18 protein-coding genes are annotated in these 15,891 nt (G+C 57.3%); 3 read left to right on the forward strand and 15 right to left on the reverse strand.

Going from position 1 to position 15,891, the window contains the following annotated elements:
* From tatB to AC2D8P_RS04980, 3 genes are read left to right on the forward strand one after another with little or no spacing between them, the layout of a single operon-like run.
* On the forward strand, nucleotides 1–462 hold the full coding sequence (gene tatB, locus AC2D8P_RS04970) for a Sec-independent protein translocase protein TatB (RefSeq protein ID WP_484701008.1): 462 nt from the start codon (nucleotides 1–3) through the stop codon (nucleotides 460–462).
* Nucleotides 459–1,325 carry a twin-arginine translocase subunit TatC gene (tatC, locus tag AC2D8P_RS04975; protein ID WP_484701010.1) on the forward strand — a complete coding sequence of 289 codons (867 nt, stop codon included), beginning with the start codon at nucleotides 459–461 and terminating at the stop codon, nucleotides 1,323–1,325. Before tatB ends, tatC begins: the two co-directional genes overlap by 4 nt.
* Nucleotides 1,322–2,182, forward strand: coding sequence for an ATP-binding protein (locus tag AC2D8P_RS04980; RefSeq protein ID WP_484701011.1), 861 nt, complete (start codon nucleotides 1,322–1,324; stop codon nucleotides 2,180–2,182). The genes tatC and AC2D8P_RS04980 overlap by 4 nt, the downstream gene beginning before the upstream one ends.
* A gap of 8 nt (nucleotides 2,183–2,190) precedes the next feature.
* Here AC2D8P_RS04980 and AC2D8P_RS04985 read toward each other — a convergent pair whose 3' ends face one another.
* From AC2D8P_RS04985 to AC2D8P_RS05055, 15 genes are all read right to left on the reverse strand, one after another.
* Complete coding sequence (locus AC2D8P_RS04985) at nucleotides 2,191–3,348, reverse strand: peptidoglycan DD-metalloendopeptidase family protein (RefSeq protein WP_484701013.1); 1,158 nt, start codon at nucleotides 3,346–3,348, stop codon at nucleotides 2,191–2,193.
* A 50-nt stretch (nucleotides 3,349–3,398) separates the two neighbouring features.
* Nucleotides 3,399–4,043, reverse strand: coding sequence for a protein-L-isoaspartate(D-aspartate) O-methyltransferase (locus AC2D8P_RS04990; RefSeq protein WP_484701015.1), 645 nt, complete (start codon nucleotides 4,041–4,043; stop codon nucleotides 3,399–3,401).
* The gene (gene surE, locus AC2D8P_RS04995) at nucleotides 4,040–4,828 is read right to left on the reverse strand and encodes a 5'/3'-nucleotidase SurE (protein ID WP_484701018.1); all 789 of its coding nucleotides are present in this window, start codon (nucleotides 4,826–4,828) and stop codon (nucleotides 4,040–4,042) included. Before surE ends, AC2D8P_RS04990 begins: the two co-directional genes overlap by 4 nt.
* 105 nt (nucleotides 4,829–4,933) lie before the next feature.
* A complete protein-coding gene (locus AC2D8P_RS05000; RefSeq protein ID WP_484701019.1) occupies nucleotides 4,934–5,581 on the reverse strand; it encodes an SDR family NAD(P)-dependent oxidoreductase in 648 nt (215 codons plus the stop codon).
* A gap of 651 nt (nucleotides 5,582–6,232) precedes the next feature.
* A complete protein-coding gene (purF, locus tag AC2D8P_RS05005; RefSeq protein WP_484701021.1) occupies nucleotides 6,233–7,693 on the reverse strand; it encodes an amidophosphoribosyltransferase in 1,461 nt (486 codons plus the stop codon).
* 210 nt (nucleotides 7,694–7,903) lie between these two features.
* Complete coding sequence (locus tag AC2D8P_RS05010; RefSeq protein WP_484701023.1) at nucleotides 7,904–8,461, reverse strand: CvpA family protein; 558 nt, start codon at nucleotides 8,459–8,461, stop codon at nucleotides 7,904–7,906.
* A gap of 20 nt (nucleotides 8,462–8,481) precedes the next feature.
* Nucleotides 8,482–9,849, reverse strand: a complete 1,368-nt coding sequence (radA, locus tag AC2D8P_RS05015; protein ID WP_484701025.1) for a DNA repair protein RadA — start codon at nucleotides 9,847–9,849, stop codon at nucleotides 8,482–8,484.
* A 16-nt stretch (nucleotides 9,850–9,865) separates the two neighbouring features.
* Nucleotides 9,866–10,291, reverse strand: a complete 426-nt coding sequence (locus tag AC2D8P_RS05020) for a paraquat-inducible protein A (RefSeq protein WP_484701027.1) — start codon at nucleotides 10,289–10,291, stop codon at nucleotides 9,866–9,868.
* Nucleotides 10,292–10,472: 181 nt separating this feature from the next.
* The gene (locus AC2D8P_RS05025) at nucleotides 10,473–11,213 is read right to left on the reverse strand and encodes an ABC transporter permease (protein ID WP_484701028.1); all 741 of its coding nucleotides are present in this window, start codon (nucleotides 11,211–11,213) and stop codon (nucleotides 10,473–10,475) included.
* On the reverse strand, nucleotides 11,210–11,935 hold the full coding sequence (locus AC2D8P_RS05030; protein ID WP_484701030.1) for an ABC transporter ATP-binding protein: 726 nt from the start codon (nucleotides 11,933–11,935) through the stop codon (nucleotides 11,210–11,212). The genes AC2D8P_RS05025 and AC2D8P_RS05030 overlap by 4 nt, the downstream gene beginning before the upstream one ends.
* Complete coding sequence (tenA, locus tag AC2D8P_RS05035; RefSeq protein WP_484701032.1) at nucleotides 11,932–12,615, reverse strand: thiaminase II; 684 nt, start codon at nucleotides 12,613–12,615, stop codon at nucleotides 11,932–11,934. The genes AC2D8P_RS05030 and tenA overlap by 4 nt, the downstream gene beginning before the upstream one ends.
* On the reverse strand, nucleotides 12,612–13,547 hold the full coding sequence (locus AC2D8P_RS05040; protein ID WP_484701034.1) for an ABC transporter substrate-binding protein: 936 nt from the start codon (nucleotides 13,545–13,547) through the stop codon (nucleotides 12,612–12,614). The genes tenA and AC2D8P_RS05040 overlap by 4 nt, the downstream gene beginning before the upstream one ends.
* Before the next feature lie 17 nt (nucleotides 13,548–13,564).
* On the reverse strand, nucleotides 13,565–14,530 hold the full coding sequence (locus AC2D8P_RS05045) for a ThiF family adenylyltransferase (protein WP_484701036.1): 966 nt from the start codon (nucleotides 14,528–14,530) through the stop codon (nucleotides 13,565–13,567).
* Nucleotides 14,527–15,123 (reverse strand): thiamine phosphate synthase, encoded by a 597-nt coding sequence (locus AC2D8P_RS05050; RefSeq protein WP_484701038.1) that lies wholly within the window; start codon nucleotides 15,121–15,123, stop codon nucleotides 14,527–14,529. The genes AC2D8P_RS05045 and AC2D8P_RS05050 overlap by 4 nt, the downstream gene beginning before the upstream one ends.
* Nucleotides 15,120–15,890, reverse strand: a complete 771-nt coding sequence (locus AC2D8P_RS05055) for a thiazole synthase (protein ID WP_484701040.1) — start codon at nucleotides 15,888–15,890, stop codon at nucleotides 15,120–15,122. Before AC2D8P_RS05055 ends, AC2D8P_RS05050 begins: the two co-directional genes overlap by 4 nt.
* Nucleotide 15,891 lies beyond the last annotated feature (1 nt).

Below are 15,891 nucleotides of genomic sequence, written 5' to 3' on the forward strand. Positions count from 1 at the left end.
ATGTTTGATATCGGCTGGACTGAGTTACTTGTCATCGGGGTGGTGGCGCTCATCGTGGTGGGGCCAAAAGATCTGCCTTTGATGTTCAGGGCCCTAGGCCGGTTTACGGGCAAGGCGCGCGGAATGGCGCGTGATTTTCAGCGCGCCATGGATCAGGCTGCGGATGAAGCGGGGGTCAAAGATGTCAGTAAGACACTTCGCAATGTTGCTGATCCTAAATCCATGGGGGCCGATGCCCTGAAAGATGCGGCAAAGGGTTGGACAAGTTCGGCAAGTTTTGCAGACAGCAAACATGCCCCAAAAACTGCTGAAATGACCGAGGAGCGGGAAAGAACCGCTGAATTGATCAGAAAGGCAGCCGCTGAGAAGGCGGAGGACCGTATTGCCAAAGAGGCAAGCGCCGACGCTGATGTCACAGACCAGCCAAATGCAGCCGAGCAGCCGGAAGAACAAACCAAATGAGCACTGACGAGATCGAAGATAGCTCAGCACCGCTGATCGAACATCTTGCCGAGCTGCGAACCAGATTGATCCATTCGGCAGTGGCGTTTGTGATCGGGATGATCATCTGTTTTACCGTCGCCACGCCCATTTTCAACTTCCTGACCGAACCTTTGTGTAAAGTGTTGGCCCAAGGTGGTCAGGATTGCGCGCTGATCTTTATCAGCCCGCAAGAAGGTTTCTTCGTCGCGATTAAGATATCGTTGTTGGGTGGGTTCATGCTGGCCTTTCCCTATATCGGGATGCAGATGTGGCGATTTGTGGCCCCGGGGCTATACAAAACCGAAAAGAACGCCTTCCTGCCGTTTTTGGTGGCCTCACCCTTCATGTTTGTTCTCGGGGCGGCCTTTGCTTTTTATGTTGTGACGCCACTTGCCTATGACTTCTTCCTGGGATTCCAGCAATTTGGGGCGCAAGGCGAGGCCGTTCAAACACCCGCAGGCCCGCAGGGACCGAGTGTTGTTTTCCAGGGCTCGGCCCAGGAATACCTGAACCTGACGATAAAGTTTATTGTGGCCTTTGGTCTGTGCTTTCAACTTCCTGTTCTTTTGACATTGATGGGCAAAGCCGGGCTGGTTAGCTCAAAAGGGCTGGGCGAAGTTCGTAAATATGCAGTGGTGGGTATTCTGTTGCTAGCCGCCCTGGTCACGCCGCCCGATGTCATTACGCAGATCATCCTGTTTGTGGTGGTTTATGGGCTATATGAAATTTCCATCATCCTCGTTCGTCGCGTAGAGAAAAAGCGCATTGAGCAGTTAAAAGCTGACGGTCTGTGGGATGAAGAAGAAGCCGAAGAAGAAGACGCGGCGGCGGATAAGGGATGAATGACGACGCTCTGGAACGGATTGCCGCCGCGTTAGAACGGCTGAGCCCACCGCCCTCTGGCGACACGGATTTCAGCGTTGCAGATGCTTTCGTCTGGCATGTCGATCCTGAACGCCTGACGCCTGTCGAAGAGATCAACCGCGTTTCAATTGAGCTTTTGATCGGTGTGAACCGATCTCGTGACACGCTTTTAAACAATACGGAACAGTTTGCCCGGGGGTTGCCTGCAAACAACGCATTGTTGTGGGGTGCGCGAGGCATGGGAAAATCCTCTCTGGTCAAGGCGGTTCATGCCGAAGTTTTGAACCGCGGTTATGCGCTAAAAATCGTTGAAGTTCAGCGTGAGGATTTGCCTTCTATCGGACGCTTGCTGGCGCGTCTCAGGGGGCAGGCACATCGGTTTTTGCTGTTTTGCGATGATTTGTCTTTCAGCCATGATGACCAACATTACAAATCGCTTAAGGCCGTTCTGGATGGCGGGATCGAGGGTCGACCGGAAAACGTGGTGTTTTATGCCACGTCCAACCGTCGTCATTTGATGCCGCGGGATATGATCGAAAACGAACGATCAAGCGCCATCAATCCAAGCGAGGCGGTCGAGGAAAAGGTATCTCTATCTGACCGGTTTGGATTGTGGCTGGGCTTTCACCCCTGCGATCAAGATGAATACCTGTCGATGATCCGTGGCTATTGTGATGCCTACGGGATTGAGATTGATGACGACACGCTGCGCGCCGAAGCCATTGAATGGCAGGCCACCCGTGGGAGCCGTTCTGGCAGGGTCGCCTGGCAATATGTCACCGATCTGGCCGGGCGCAAAGGCGTGGTTTTGGGGGCGAATTTAACCGCTCCCTGATCCTTGGGTCAGTTCAAAAGTGGCATCGGATCGATTGCATCAAATCCGCGACGCACTTCGAATCTGATGAAAGAGGGATTGCTGCTTGGAACTTCGGCAATTTTTTGCCCCCGGCTGACACGCTGATCTTTCTGCACACTGATGCCAGAGACATTGGCATAAACGGTTAGCAGATTGTCCGCATGCCTGATCACCAGAACGGGTACGTTTTCTGTATCCTGAGTTATGGCTGCGACAGTTCCGTCTTTTGCTGCCTTGACCGTTGCCCCGGCAGATGCCGCAATGTCGATGCCAGAATTTCCGCCTGCCTCAAATGGTCGGATGATGTTGCCATTTACTGGAAATAACAGCTCTGATTGGCTGGCGGCGCTTTGCTGTCCAGACAAATCAGGGGCCGTGGGAGTTGCCGATTGATTGGAGGCCGTCACGTCACTATCCGGCAAGGCCGTCGACGCGCTGGGTGGGGTGGGTGTCGGCGAACCTTCCCCCGGGCCTGTGACGCCTGTAGGTTTGAGTGTTTCGGATGCAATGGGGATCAACAGATATTGCCCCTGTCGGATTGTTAGATCGGATCCCAATCCATTCCATTCTGCAAGTGCGTTGACCGACACATTGTACAGCCGCGCAACGGAATAGGCGGTTTCGCCGCGTTCGACCTTGTGCCGGATCGGTTCGCCCCCGACAGAGGGCAGTGATTGTTGTGTCACGCCGGTATCCCCCGCGCGGTCAATGGCGTCAGAGGCAATCGTTTCGACGTCGAGGCCTGTGGCCGGTTGCAATGGCCCGCTGACGACAGCGCCCGTGGCGGGTGTGGGTTCTGCCACGCGCTCGGGCAAGGCGATGATTTCACCCTCTCGTAACACCGCATCAGATGAAATTGCGTTGTAGCGGGATAGGGTGGCCGCATCCACACCAACCCTGCTTGCCACGTTGACGATCGTATCGCCGCGTCGGGCTACCACGACTTGATAGCCGGGGTACGAAATGACGCCTCGTGTATCTGGTTCGGGTCGCGGCGCAAATTCCTGCCGAACAGCGCCTGATGTATCAAATGAATTGCCAAAGTTGTTGCGCAGATCCGTGTCGAAATCTGAACAGGCAGCCAGTGTCAATACCAGGCCGGTGGTCAGCAGAAATCGGGTGCGTGAAGTGAAAAATACCTGCATTGCTCTATCCTCGTTAACCGGGTCTGTTGCCGACCCTTTTGGGCACTATACTAATCTTTTGCGATCCCTTCCAGCAAAGGAACAAATCGCACGCTGCGCAATTCTTCATAATCGAATCCTTGCTCTGTCCGAGTGACCTTGATCAGGCTTTGAATTGTATCTGACTCACCGACCGGCAGCACCATGATCCCACCGACCTTCAACTGTTCCAAAAGAGGCCCCGGCGGATCCTCTGCAGCTGCGGTGACTATGATCCGGTCAAAAGGTGCCTGATCAGGCAGGCCGCGACTGCCATCGCCGGTGATGACGGTGATATTGGCCATGTCCAGTTTTTCAAACAGGCGACGTGCCTCGTCGGCTAGGCGTCGGTGGCGTTCAACCGTATAAACCCGGCGTGCCAGATGGCTGAGGACGGCAGCCTGATAGCCAGAGCCGGTTCCAACCTCCAGCACCTTATCGCGGGGTTGTACCTCCAGCGCTTGGGTCATCAGGCCAACGACCGAGGGCTGGCTGATCGTCTGACCGCAGGCAATGGGCAGGGGCATGTCCTCGTAGGTGCGTTCTGAAAACAGGCCGCTGCGAACATGGTTGGCGCGATCGGTTTTTTCCAAAGCGGACAGAACACGGGAATTGGTGACGCCCTTAGATCGGATGGCGAACAGAAACTGCATTTTCCGTTCGGCATCGTCCATCATGACGCAAACACCCCTGTTAGATGGCTCATAGCGTCATCCGCTGTCAGATCAGCACGCATGGGTGTGATCGAAACATAGCCATTCAAATTGGCGTGTGCATCCGTGCCAGGATCGGTGGGCGTGTGTTGCGGCCCGCCCTTTATCCACAAAAACTTGCGTCCGGATGGGGAATGGTGTGGTTCGACCCCAAAGGAAACATCCCGACGAAACCCTTGCCGTACGGCCTGAATGCCTTTGACATCCTCCGCCGGGCAGGGGGGAAAGTTCACGTTGTAAAACAAACGGTAATCTGCCTGATCGTCAGTTTCCGATGCCAGTATTTTGCGTACGATGTCAGCGCCAAATTTGGCAGATGCTTCAAACGGGTTCTCAAGGTCCCGATTGTCGGGGCCAAGAAATTGCGACAGGGCAATTGCGGGGAGCCCGTGCAACGCGCCCTCCATCGCGGCGCCGATGGTCCCGGAATACAGGGTGTTTTCTGCCGAGTTGTTTCCGCGGTTGACGCCTGACAATACGAGGTCAGGGGGCGCATCGGCCATCACGTCATAAAGACCTGCCAAAACGCAATCGGCAGGGGAGCCTTCGGCAGCGTAGCGCCGCTCTGCCAGTTTGGCGATCATCATCGGATGAGTGTAGCTGATACAATGCCCCACGCCTGATTGTTCAAATGCAGGCGCGACGGTCCAAATTTCGCCATCGGGGCCAGCAACATCGCGTGCGATGTCATGGAGGATCTGCAGCCCCGGCGCATTGATGCCGTCGTCATTGGTAATAAGAATGCGCATGATAAGGCCTTGCGTGGTTTGAAACCTGAATACCTGTCGATGGCCCGTGCGTAAAGCAGCGATGCAACCGATCAGATGGGGTGTCACAAAAGGATCAGTGGGGGATCAGCGCAGTTCGTCAATCATCTGGGCGGCGACCTCTTTGGGCGACGTCAATGGATCACGATCCTCCCCCGGGAAAAAACGAGCGCGAAGACCGGTTGGCATACCCGGAGGGGACAGAATCTTGACCCGCGGTCCAGTTTTTTCAGCCTCGGCCTGCCAACTGCGGACCAATGACATCTGCGCGGCCTTGGATGCCCCGTAGGCACCGAAAAACCGTTCGCCCGCGCGCGGATCATCGAAGAACACCGCCTGCGCCTGTTCGCGCGCCAAAAGCAGAGGTTCGATATAGGTGATCAACCGTTGCGTTGCGGTGACGTTGATCTGGATACTTTTGTCAAAGTCTTTGGCATCCGTATGTCCCGCCGGTGACAAGGGTGCTGCGTGAATAGCGGTGTGACACCATAGATCCAGTCCACCCCATCGATCGTGAATTGATCTGCACAGTTGCTGCATTGCACCGTCGACGGTGACATCCATCGGGGCCAGTGTTGCGGAACCACCGGCCGCTTGGATACGGTCATCCAACTCTTCAAGGGCACCGGTTGTGCGTGCAACCGCGATGATATGATGTGTCGGGGCCAATGCCTCTGCCAGGGCAGCACCAAGACCGCGAGAAGCACCGGTAATTAAGGCAAGTTTCTGTGTCATGTGCGCTCTTTGCGGGTTGGGAATGGCAAGGTCAAGACGGGAAACCACAAAATTGATCTGCCCCGGCTTATGGCCGGGGCAGGAATTATCGGCGGTTGTACTCCCACGGTTGCGGCGCATCAGCGTTGGGTGTCAAACCCATGTCCCGCAACAGATGTGGGGGAAGGTCGCGCGGATCGATACTGGCGCGTTTTGGCTTGAGAACAACCAATTTCAGTGCAGCCAAAAGGAGCCTCAGTTTTCCGTATCGCGTAGTGAGCCTGTGAAGAGTCTCTGTCAGATGCAGGTTAAGGGTATCGACATGTGTCATGTAATTTTCAGGCGGTTTTCCACGCCTTCTCCTGGATTTAATAGATTTGAAAGACACCAAAAGGTAGCCCGCGGGCCGCAATCGATTATTGGTGGATTGAAAATGGACGCATCAGCGTCCTAGATCAGCGAATGGCGATTATGAATATAGTCGTCGCCAATTCGAGCATCCCAACACCAAGGTGGACGTGTAGATATGATAGGTCATATGTGTCCCTCCCTGATTTGATGTTGCGGACAGGGGCTTCATAGCGGCGGGATAATAGTCTGGCAAGAATGTAAATTCACGGCATGTGATCGGCGCAGGAATGTGATCACTGCGCAACGGCTGGTTCGGGCAGATTACTCTGCGGCTTTCAGCTCAAATCCCTTTTCGATCATGTCTGACGGCGCTACTGGATATTCGCCTGAGAAACAGGCGTCGCAATATTGTGGGCAGGCGTTGCTGCGGCCTTCGGCCTCCCCGACGGCACGGTATAGCCCATCAAGAGAGATGAATTTTAGGGTGTCGACGCCCAGATGATCGCGCATCTCATCCTCGGACATCTGTGCGGCAAGCAGCTTGTCGCGATTGGGTGTGTCTACACCATAAAAACAGGGCCAAGCCGTGGGAGGGGAGGCAATCCTGAAATGCACCTCTTTGGCACCAGCATCCAAAATCATTTCCTTGATCTTGCGGCTGGTGGTGCCACGGACAACGCTGTCATCGACCAGGATGACCCGTTTCCCCTTAATCAAGGCGCGGTTGACGTTAAGCTTCAGGCGCACACCCATATTGCGGATTTGTTCCGTGGGCTCGATGAAAGTGCGGCCCATATATTGGTTGCGAATGATCCCCATAGCGTAGGGAATCCCGCTTTCCTGACTGAAGCCAATTGCGGCCGGGGTGCCGCTGTCGGGAACAGGGCAAACCAGATCAGCATCGACAGGGGCTTCGCGGGCCAGTTCCACGCCGATTTGGCGACGGGTCTCATAAACAGAGCGGCCAGAAATGATGCTGTCCGGGCGCGAGAAATAGACGTGTTCGAAGATGCAGAATTTGGATGGCTTGGCTTCAAACGGGCGGAAGGATTCGACACCTTTTGCGGTGATGACCACCATTTCACCCGGCTCGATCTCACGGACGTAATCTGCACCAATTATATCCAGCGCGCAGGTTTCAGAACTTAGCACCCACCCTTCGGCCAACTGGCCCAGGACCAGAGGTCGAACCCCCAGAGGGTCACGCACACCGATCAGTTTTGTGCGGGTCATGGCAACAATCGAAAAGGCGCCATCGACACGGCGCAGGGCATCCTTCATCCGTTCAGGGATATTGGTTTGCAGGCTGCGGGCCATCAGATGGATGATGCATTCGCTGTCTGAGGAGGACTGAAAGATCGAACCGCGTTCGATCAGTTCTTTTCGCAGCGCATTTGCATTGGTGATATTGCCGTTATGGGCAATCGCGGCACCGCCCATGGAAAACTCACCAAAGAAGGGCTGAACGTCCCGAATGACGGCCCCTTTTGAACCGGCAGTGGAATAGCGCACGTGACCGATGGCCAGTGGGCCGGGCAGGGTTTCCATCAGTGATTGCTTGGTGAAGTTATCCCGGACATAGCCAAAGCGGCGGGCGGAGTTAAAACCGTGTTCGGGATGGTGGCTGACGATGCCGCCAGCCTCTTGTCCGCGGTGTTGCAGCGCGTGCAGACCGAGTGCCACGAAATTCGCGGCATCTGCAACGCCTATGACGCCGAAAACGCCGCACTCTTCTTTTAGTTTGTCATCGTCAAACGGGTGGCTTGGCGGCAGGTCGCGCATGATTTCGGCGGCTCCGAATCTCGGGACAGGATTGTTGTCCCTCTCATAGAGGCAATCTGTTGCCGTGTCATCAGATGATCACAATAAACCAGACACCAAAAAAGAAGGTAATCAAAGCCAGGCTGAGCGGCTTTGATTAACCTTTTGTTAACAAATTCCCGCAGGCAACCGTGGTCACATGCGTGAATTGTTGCGCAGACGCATCAGAATTTATGCGTCTTCGCAGACGGCGACGAATTCATTAAAGCGATCTTCGACCCAGCCGGGAATGTCTTGCGGGAATTCCTCTGTCGCTTTGTCGCGAAGGCTTTGGAACAGTTCGATCGTTTTGCTGTTGTCCACCACGGCGATGGGTTCATCGGTGATGGCAAATTCATAGACCATCAACGCAATCACAACTAAGGCAACACCGCGTACCACGCCGAAGAGAAACCCGAGCCCCTGATCAAAACCACCAAAAACTGATCTCTGAACGATATTTGAAAAGAAAGGAGTGAAGAAAGACATAATGATCAGGCCCGCCACCATGATGATACAGAAGGCAGCAAACAAGGCCCAGGTACAGTTGTCCCCGATAAAGTCGCTGACAACAGGGACAGAGGCCACAAAGGGTTTGATTTGATCAGCGAACATATAGCCGACGATGATGGCCGCGACCCAGCCGCCAATTGACAAGATTTCGCGCACGAAGCCGCGCGAATAGGCCAAAAGGGCTGAGAGAATAATAAGAATGGCGGCAACGCCATCGACAATCGTAAAGCCTTCCATAATGTACTCCTCACTTCGGGCTAATCCGCCCCGAAAATGTCCCCCACAAATGCCGCCAAATTCGGCAGTTTGCGAATGTTCAGGCCTGCCCGCGATCCGGTTTTACTGCGCTCTGGCGCAATGACAGAAGTAAAGCCCAGTTTCTGTGCCTCTTTCAACCTTTGTTCTGTCTGGCCGACAGGCCGTAATGCCCCTGATAAGCTAATTTCACCAAAAACCACAGTGTCAGCTGGCAATGCGGTGTCTTCTCGTGCCGAAAGTAGCGCGGCGGCAACAGCCAGATCGGCAGCGGGTTCGGAAATTTTCATGCCCCCAGCGACATTTAGATAGACGTCGAGCCCAGCGAAGGGAATGCCGCAGCGAGCCTCTAGCACCGCCAATATCATCGCCAGGCGGCTGCTGTCCCAGCCAACAACGGCGCGGCGCGGTTGGGCATGCGGAGTAGGGGCGACCAATGCCTGAAGCTCTACCAGAACAGGCCGGGTGCCTTCGATTCCTGCAAACACCACGGACCCCGGGGCGGGCGTATCGCGTTCGGACAAAAACAGGGCAGAGGGGTTTTCAACCTGCGACAGGCCGCGGCCCGTCATTTCAAAAACGCCAATCTCATCGGCAGGGCCAAAGCGGTTTTTCACAGCCCGCAGAATGCGGAACTGATGGCCGCGCTCGCCCTCGAAGTAAAGAACGGTATCGACCATATGTTCTACCACGCGTGGGCCGGCAATCTGGCCGTCCTTGGTGACATGGCCGACAAGGATTATGGCTGTTCCCTTGCGTTTGGCGAAACTGGTCAGCTCATGTGCGGCAGCGCGAACCTGACTGACCGATCCGGGGGCGGAGCCGATATTGTCGGCCCACATGGTTTGAATGGAATCGATGATCGCGATGTCCGGTTTTTCCGTGTCCAGCGTGGTCAGGATATCGCGCAGATTGGTTTCGGCCCCCAGCTTTACCGGTGCATCTGTCAGGCCCAGGCGCTGGGCGCGCATTCGAACTTGTGCGGTGGCCTCTTCCCCAGAAATATAGACGGATTTCAAACCATTGCCGGCAAAACTTGCGGCCGCCTGCAGCAGCAATGTTGATTTGCCAATCCCCGGGTCACCGCCCACCAGAATGGCAGAAGCGGGCACAAGGCCGCCCCCCAGAACCCGGTCCAATTCAGAAATGCCAGAGCTGGTTCGCGGCGGCGGGGTCTCTTCTGTTGCCAGATCAGTCAGGGGAACTTTGGCGCCCCGGTTTGATCCAAGCGATTTCGTGGATGGGCCTGCTGATAAGGGGCTTTCCTCGACAATCGAGTTCCATTCCCCGCAACCATCACAACGGCCTGACCATTTCTTGTGAACGGTGCCGCAATTGTTACAGATGAAGGAAGTGACGGGTTTTGCCATGGCTCTTTGTGACCTGTCAGCGCTTGGCCGTCAAATGGCTAATCGCGATTGAGGCCAGAATGCAGCCAGTGAACAGATAAAGCCCCCAGGCGGTTTCGACCGTGGCCAGACCGACGCCTTTGACCACCACGATGTAGAGCGCAATCAGGAAGACATCGGCCATCGCCAGTTTTCCCAGAATTTCCAATGCAGGCAGGGTTTTGCGCCGCATCATGCGGAAGTGAATGAGGGCCAGCCCGATGGTTTTGGTATAGGGGGCGAAGACGGCCAGAAATGTGACGGTCAGGGCCAGGAGGACATCACTTTCCCAAAGGCTTTGCAGGCCCGATATGACAGAGATTTCTGATAACCCAAAGAGGGGCAACAGGCCCGCACGCATCAGCGGGGCAAACCATGAGACCGGAAACAGGATCAGCAACAAAAGGTTGAGATATTTCAGCATTCACAGGTCCCAATCGTCGGCGTTACGGATTGGTAGCCGGGGCGGCAGGCCGCCGCAAGCGAATCGAAGGTTAACTGCATAAAACCCTTGCTGCGACACGTCGGTGCAACGTCGGTATTGCGTCAGTATTGGGGTCGCGCTTCCGCCGGTTAAGTGCGCGCGCAGTGCCGCAGGCGGAAATTTACCCTTCGGCGGCAGATTTGATCCAGCGTTCGGTCAGAGCCCGCATTCCGATAAAGAGAAGGATCGAGAGGATGCCCAACGTGAAAAGTGCCGCAAACATCAGATCGGTTTTGGCCCGGCCATTGGCCAGGAGCATCAGATAACCGAGGCCCTGGCTCGCGCCGACCCATTCACCGATCACGGCCCCGATGGGGGCATAGACGGCAGACAGGCGCAGGCCAGAGGCCAGCGAGGGCAGTGCCGCCGGAATGCGGATGTGCCACAGGATGGACAGGCGGCTGGCCTGCATGGTGCGGGCCAGATCCAGATAACCGGTGGGTGTTCGAACGAGACCATCGAAAAAGGATGAGGTGATCGGGAAATAGATGATCAGCACCGCCATGGCGATTTTGGATCCCAACCCGTAACCCAGCCATAGGGTCAGGATCGGGGCGAGGGCAAAGACCGGCAAGGCCTGTGTGAAGACGAGAATCGGTTGCAGCAGCATCCGTACGGTGGCGAACATTGCCAGTGACAGGGCGGTCAGGATGCCAAGGCTGATACCAACGGCGAGGCCGAGCATGATTTCCATCAGCGTGATCCAGGCGTGTTCGGCAATCAGGGCGCGGCTGGTCCACCACGTTTCTGCCACCAGTGCAGGACTGGGCAGGATAAAACGCGGCACCCCGGTCAGAGAGACGATGGCCTGCCAGATGGCCAGCGCAAAAAGTGCGGCAAGAAGACCACCAAGATACCTCATCCCCGTGCCCCCCGTAACAGCGCCATCAGTTCGCCCTGCACGCGCAGGGTTTCGGGATCGTCGAATGCACGCGGGGCGGGGCTGGCGGGCGGGGTAAACTTTGTCAGGCCGGTTTCAGTCATCACATGGATGGCGTGGCCCAGACGGGCGGCCTCTGCCGGGTCGTGCGTCACCAGCAGCACCGTGCGTCCGGTTAAGAGTTCGGCCGCTAATTCCTGCATATCGGCGCGGGTGCGGGCATCAAGGGCAGAGAAAGGTTCATCCAGCAGGATGATCGATTTGTCCTCCATCAGCGTGCGGGCCAATGCCACGCGCTGACGTTGGCCGCCTGACAGGGCGTGGGGCTTCTTTTCTGCGTGATCTGTCAGCCCAACACGCGACAAGAGGCGCGTGATGCGGTCCTTATCGGTTTTTTCCCCACGCAAACGGGGGCCGAGCCCGACGTTTTGGCGGACCGTGGCCCAGGGCAGGAGCAAATCCTCCTGCGCCATATAGGCGATCTGATTTGTGATGGCCTGGACATCCGCCGTGATGGTGCCAGTAAAGTCGCAACCGGTGCGCAGTTGGGCGATCAGGCGCAGGATTGTGGATTTCCCCACGCCGGACGGGCCCAGAAGGCAGGTCCAGCGCCCTGCCTTGAGGGACAGGTTCAGTGGCCCGAACAGAAGCTGACCCTGAATGGCGGCGAAGCCTTCAACAGTTATGCCGGGCGCGGGCATCATGGTGTCAGGCCCATTTGCCAGAAATTGACCTCTAGTTGGGTTGCCATGGTGAAGGTGTCGCATAAGCCATCCCAGCGAGGCAACTGGTCATATGTGTCACCCAGCCGTCGGGCCAGCGCGCTGTCGAGCAAATCACCCACCGCGCGACAGGCGGATTGATAGTCGTCACTCGCATAAGTGTTGATCCAATCGGCGTATGTTTCGCTGGTGGCCTGAGCCGCCAGACGCGCGCCGATCTCTCCGTACCCCATCACACAGGGGGCGAGGGCCGCCAGAAGGCTGAGCAGATCACCACTATGGCCTGCCTCCAGCACAAACCGGGTATAGGCGAGGTTTTCCGGACGCTCGGGCGTGGCGAAGAGGTCTTCCTTTGTGATCCCGGCAGCCTCGCAAACCCCAATATGGAGCTGCATTTCCTCTGCCACCAGCGCGTTGACAGTGGCAACAGCGGTCAGCATTTCCGCATGCGTTTCGGATTTGACCACCGCCAGCGCCCAGGCGCGGGAGAAGTGGATCAGAAACACGTAATCCTGCCTGAGGTAATGCAGGAAGGCCGCACGGGGCAGGGTGCCGTCACCCAGTCCCTCGACAAAGGCGTGGCGGGTATAGTCCCGCCACGTCTGCCCGGCAGCCGCGCGCATCAGCTCGAAGGCGCGGCCATATTGGGGGGCGTCGGTCATTGGGCGGTTACGTCGATGGTGATCGCATCGACCGGATTGATGCTGTCGATCATGCCGGATGCGTGCAGGAAGGTCTCGAAATTCGCATAGCGACCGGCATCAAAGCCGGCGGGGCGCAGGGCAAAGCGCGGGAATGTATCGACCCAGGCGCGGGCGTTCAGCTCGTCCTGTAGTTCCGCCGATGTGCCAGAGAAGATTTCCCAGCTTTTTTCGGGGTTGTTGACGATGTACTGCGTCGCCTTTTCGGTTGCGGCCAGAAAACGCGCGATCTTGTCTGCATCCATCGTGTCGGGATTGGCAACATAGATCAGCTCGTCATAGGCGGGAACGCCCTCTTCCTCGATATAGAAACAGGTGCCAGGATGGCCCTCTATATCCATCTGGTTCAATTCAAAGTTACGGTAGGCGCCGATGACCGCATCGACCTGGCCGGACATGAGCGATGGGGCTAGTGAGAAATTCACGTTGATCAGCTCGACATCATCAAGGGAAACACCGTGATTGCCCAAAACCGCTGTCAAAACGGCCTCTTCCACGCCAGCGACGGAAAAGCCGATTTTGCCGCCTTTCAGGTCAGCCGGGGATTTGATCGGGCCGTCCTTGAGGACCAGCAGGCAGTTCAGCGGCGTGGCGACCAGTGTGCCGACGCGTTTCAGGGGCAGGCCTTCGTGGATTTGCAGGTGCAGCTGTGGCTGATAGCTGACGGCCAGATCGGCCTGACCAGCGGCCACAAGGCGCGGTGGCAGGGACGGATCTGCGGGGGGGACGATTTCGACCTCCAGCGCCTGATCGGCGAAATAGCCATTTTCCTGTGCGACAATGATCGGTCCGTGATCGGGGTTGATGAACCAGTCCAGAAGGAGCGTCATCTTATCCGCGGCCATGGCCGGGGTGGCGGCGAGGATTGCCAGAGAGGTAAGCAAAGTCTTCATGGTATATTCGTTCCTTTTCATGAAGTTGTGGCCGCGACGAGCACGATTTCGCCGGGCCATGTCTGTTGAACTTGTTCTGCCGCCCGCCACGCGCGCAGACCAGTTGTGCAGCACAGCGCCAGACGGCGGGATGGATCGGGGAGCCGGTTTCCCAGACGACCAGCGGAAATGCGCAGGGCGTTGGGGTGGGCTGGAATTTTTACCTCTTTGACCGGACGCAGATCGACGATCATGTCCTCACGGGTCAGTTCTGTCGGACAGGCGAAGGTGAGGACGTTTTTGGGTTCTGGCGCGCCATCAAAGCGAAAGCTGTTGGTGCGGAATGTGCGCCCGTCCATCTGTACCATTTGGCCAAGGGGGGAGGGCGTGATCCCCAGCAACACTGACAGCGCCATTTGGGCCTGTATCGCGCCGATCGCGCTGACCACCGGGCCCATGACCCCGGCGCTGGCGCAGCTTGCCCCGCTGTCTGGTGCGTCGGGGAAAACCGCGCGCAGGCTGGGTGCCCCAGCACAGAACCCACCCACATAGCCCGACAGCCCCAGAGCCGAGGCGCTGATCAGCGGGATACCCGCATCGCGGCAGGTGTCTGACAGGGTATAACTGGCCGCATAGCTGTCGGCACAATCCAGCACCAGATCGGCGTTGCCGACCAGATCACCGGCATTGGCTGGGGTGAGCCGGTGGGGGAGCGCGACAACTGTGACTTCTGAATTCAGTTCTCGCAGGCGTCGGGCGGCAATCTGGGCCTTGGATTGCAGACAGTCGGCCTCTGAAAACAGGGTCTGGCGGTGCAGGTTACTGATATCCACCTGATCGGGATCAACGATTGTCAGGTGGCCAATCCCGGCACCCGCCAGCAGGGGAAGGGCCGGGGCTGCCAACCCACCGGCACCGACAACCAGCAGGCGGGCGGTCGACAGGCGGGCCTGACCATCGGCGCCGATTTCTGGCAGGATCATCTGGCGGGTATAACGGGTCATCTGGCGGCCTCGATCCATTCGCACACCCGGGCCTCTGGATCCGCATTAAGGGTGATGTCGGTGACGACCGATACGATATCCGCGCCTGCGGCCAGCACGCCGGGGGCGCGTTCGATGCTCATCCCGCCGATGCCGACGAGGGAGATGTCACCGATGCGGGCCTTCCATTCGGTGACGCGGGGCAGACCCTGCTCATGCCATTTCATCTTTTTCAGGATGGTCGGATAGACGGGGCCAAGGGCCACATAATCCGGGTCCATGGACAGCACCCGTTCCAATTCGTCATCGTCATGGGTGGAGACGCCCAACCGGATGCCAGCCTTGCGAATGGCAGGCAGGTCGGCCTCGTCCAGATCCTCTTGTCCCAGATGCAGCCAGTCACAGCCAAGATCGATGGCGACCTGCCAATAGTCATTAACAACCAGCGTGGCATTGTGTTTCTGGCAAAGATGTTTTGCCAGTTTAATTTGATCAATAACAGTATCTTGTGATGCATTCTTAATGCGTAACTGTACCAGTTTCACGCCCAGTGGTAGCATTCGGTGCAGCCAATCGGTGTGATCAAAGATCGGGTAGAAACGGTCTAGTGTCATGACAGAAAGGCCTTTCCGATCACAGGGGTGGAGGGTTCCGCCATATCGCGGGGTTCGATCGGGTCGGCACGGTGGGCGAGCTGCCCGGCGTTGATCGCCTGGGCCATGGCCTGCGCCATCGTTACAGGGTCGCCAGCGCGGGCCACGGCGGTGTTCAGTAGAACCGCGTCATAGCCCAGTTCCATTGCGTGGGCGGCGTGGCTGGGCAGGCCGATCCCGGCATCCACGACCAAGGGCGTGTCTGGAAATTCGGCGCGCATGGCACGCAGGGCATATTCGTTGTTCAGACCCCGGCCCGATCCGATGGGTGCGCCCCAGGGCATCAGGACCTCGCACCCGGCGGCCAGCAGGCGTTCGCCGACGATCAGGTCCTCTGTCGTGTAGGGAAAGACCTGAAAGCCATCCTCGGACAGGATACGCGCGGCCTCGACCAGTTGAAATATGTCAGGTTGCAGGCTGTCGGTATGGCCGATCAGTTCGAGCTTGATCCAGTGTGTGTCAAAGACCTCTCGCGCCATATGGGCGGTGGTGATGGCCTCTTTGACTGTGTGGCATCCCGCGGTGTTGGGCAAGATCAGCACGCCCAAGTCGCGGATCATTTGCCAAAAGGCCTGACCGGCGCCGCCTGCACCCTCGCGCCGCAGCGACACCGTGGCGACGCCCGCGTTCGACGCCCGGAAGGCTTGGTCCAGGATCGCGGGGCTGGGATATTGGGCGGTGCCCAGCATCAGGGCGTTGGGCAGTTGGGTTCCGTAGAATTTGCGCATC

The organism is Roseovarius sp. YIN77 (assembly GCF_057219155.1).

What these genes read in the sequence shown, in the direction of transcription:
- AC2D8P_RS05050 (WP_484701038.1), bottom strand. Translation starts at nt 15,123, where the DNA reads ATGACACTAGACCGTTTCTACCCGATCTTTGATCACACCGATTGGCTG.
- AC2D8P_RS05040 (WP_484701034.1), bottom strand. Translation starts at nt 13,547, where the DNA reads ATGAAGACTTTGCTTACCTCTCTGGCAATCCTCGCCGCCACCCCGGCC.
- AC2D8P_RS04980 (WP_484701011.1), top strand. Translation starts at nt 1,322, where the DNA reads ATGAATGACGACGCTCTGGAACGGATTGCCGCCGCGTTAGAACGGCTG.
- AC2D8P_RS05000 (WP_484701019.1), bottom strand. Translation starts at nt 5,581, where the DNA reads ATGACACAGAAACTTGCCTTAATTACCGGTGCTTCTCGCGGTCTTGGT.
- AC2D8P_RS05010 (WP_484701023.1), bottom strand. Translation starts at nt 8,461, where the DNA reads ATGGAAGGCTTTACGATTGTCGATGGCGTTGCCGCCATTCTTATTATT.
- radA (WP_484701025.1), bottom strand. Translation starts at nt 9,849, where the DNA reads ATGGCAAAACCCGTCACTTCCTTCATCTGTAACAATTGCGGCACCGTT.
- AC2D8P_RS05045 (WP_484701036.1), bottom strand. Translation starts at nt 14,530, where the DNA reads ATGACCCGTTATACCCGCCAGATGATCCTGCCAGAAATCGGCGCCGAT.
- AC2D8P_RS05030 (WP_484701030.1), bottom strand. Translation starts at nt 11,935, where the DNA reads ATGATGCCCGCGCCCGGCATAACTGTTGAAGGCTTCGCCGCCATTCAG.
- surE (WP_484701018.1), bottom strand. Translation starts at nt 4,828, where the DNA reads ATGCGCATTCTTATTACCAATGACGACGGCATCAATGCGCCGGGGCTG.
- AC2D8P_RS04990 (WP_484701015.1), bottom strand. Translation starts at nt 4,043, where the DNA reads ATGATGGACGATGCCGAACGGAAAATGCAGTTTCTGTTCGCCATCCGA.
- tatB (WP_484701008.1), top strand. Translation starts at nt 1, where the DNA reads ATGTTTGATATCGGCTGGACTGAGTTACTTGTCATCGGGGTGGTGGCG.
- AC2D8P_RS05025 (WP_484701028.1), bottom strand. Translation starts at nt 11,213, where the DNA reads ATGAGGTATCTTGGTGGTCTTCTTGCCGCACTTTTTGCGCTGGCCATC.
- AC2D8P_RS05055 (WP_484701040.1), bottom strand. Translation starts at nt 15,890, where the DNA reads ATGCGCAAATTCTACGGAACCCAACTGCCCAACGCCCTGATGCTGGGC.
- tenA (WP_484701032.1), bottom strand. Translation starts at nt 12,615, where the DNA reads ATGACCGACGCCCCCCAATATGGCCGCGCCTTCGAGCTGATGCGCGCG.
- AC2D8P_RS05020 (WP_484701027.1), bottom strand. Translation starts at nt 10,291, where the DNA reads ATGCTGAAATATCTCAACCTTTTGTTGCTGATCCTGTTTCCGGTCTCA.
- tatC (WP_484701010.1), top strand. Translation starts at nt 459, where the DNA reads ATGAGCACTGACGAGATCGAAGATAGCTCAGCACCGCTGATCGAACAT.
- AC2D8P_RS04985 (WP_484701013.1), bottom strand. Translation starts at nt 3,348, where the DNA reads ATGCAGGTATTTTTCACTTCACGCACCCGATTTCTGCTGACCACCGGC.
- purF (WP_484701021.1), bottom strand. Translation starts at nt 7,693, where the DNA reads ATGCGCGACCTGCCGCCAAGCCACCCGTTTGACGATGACAAACTAAAA.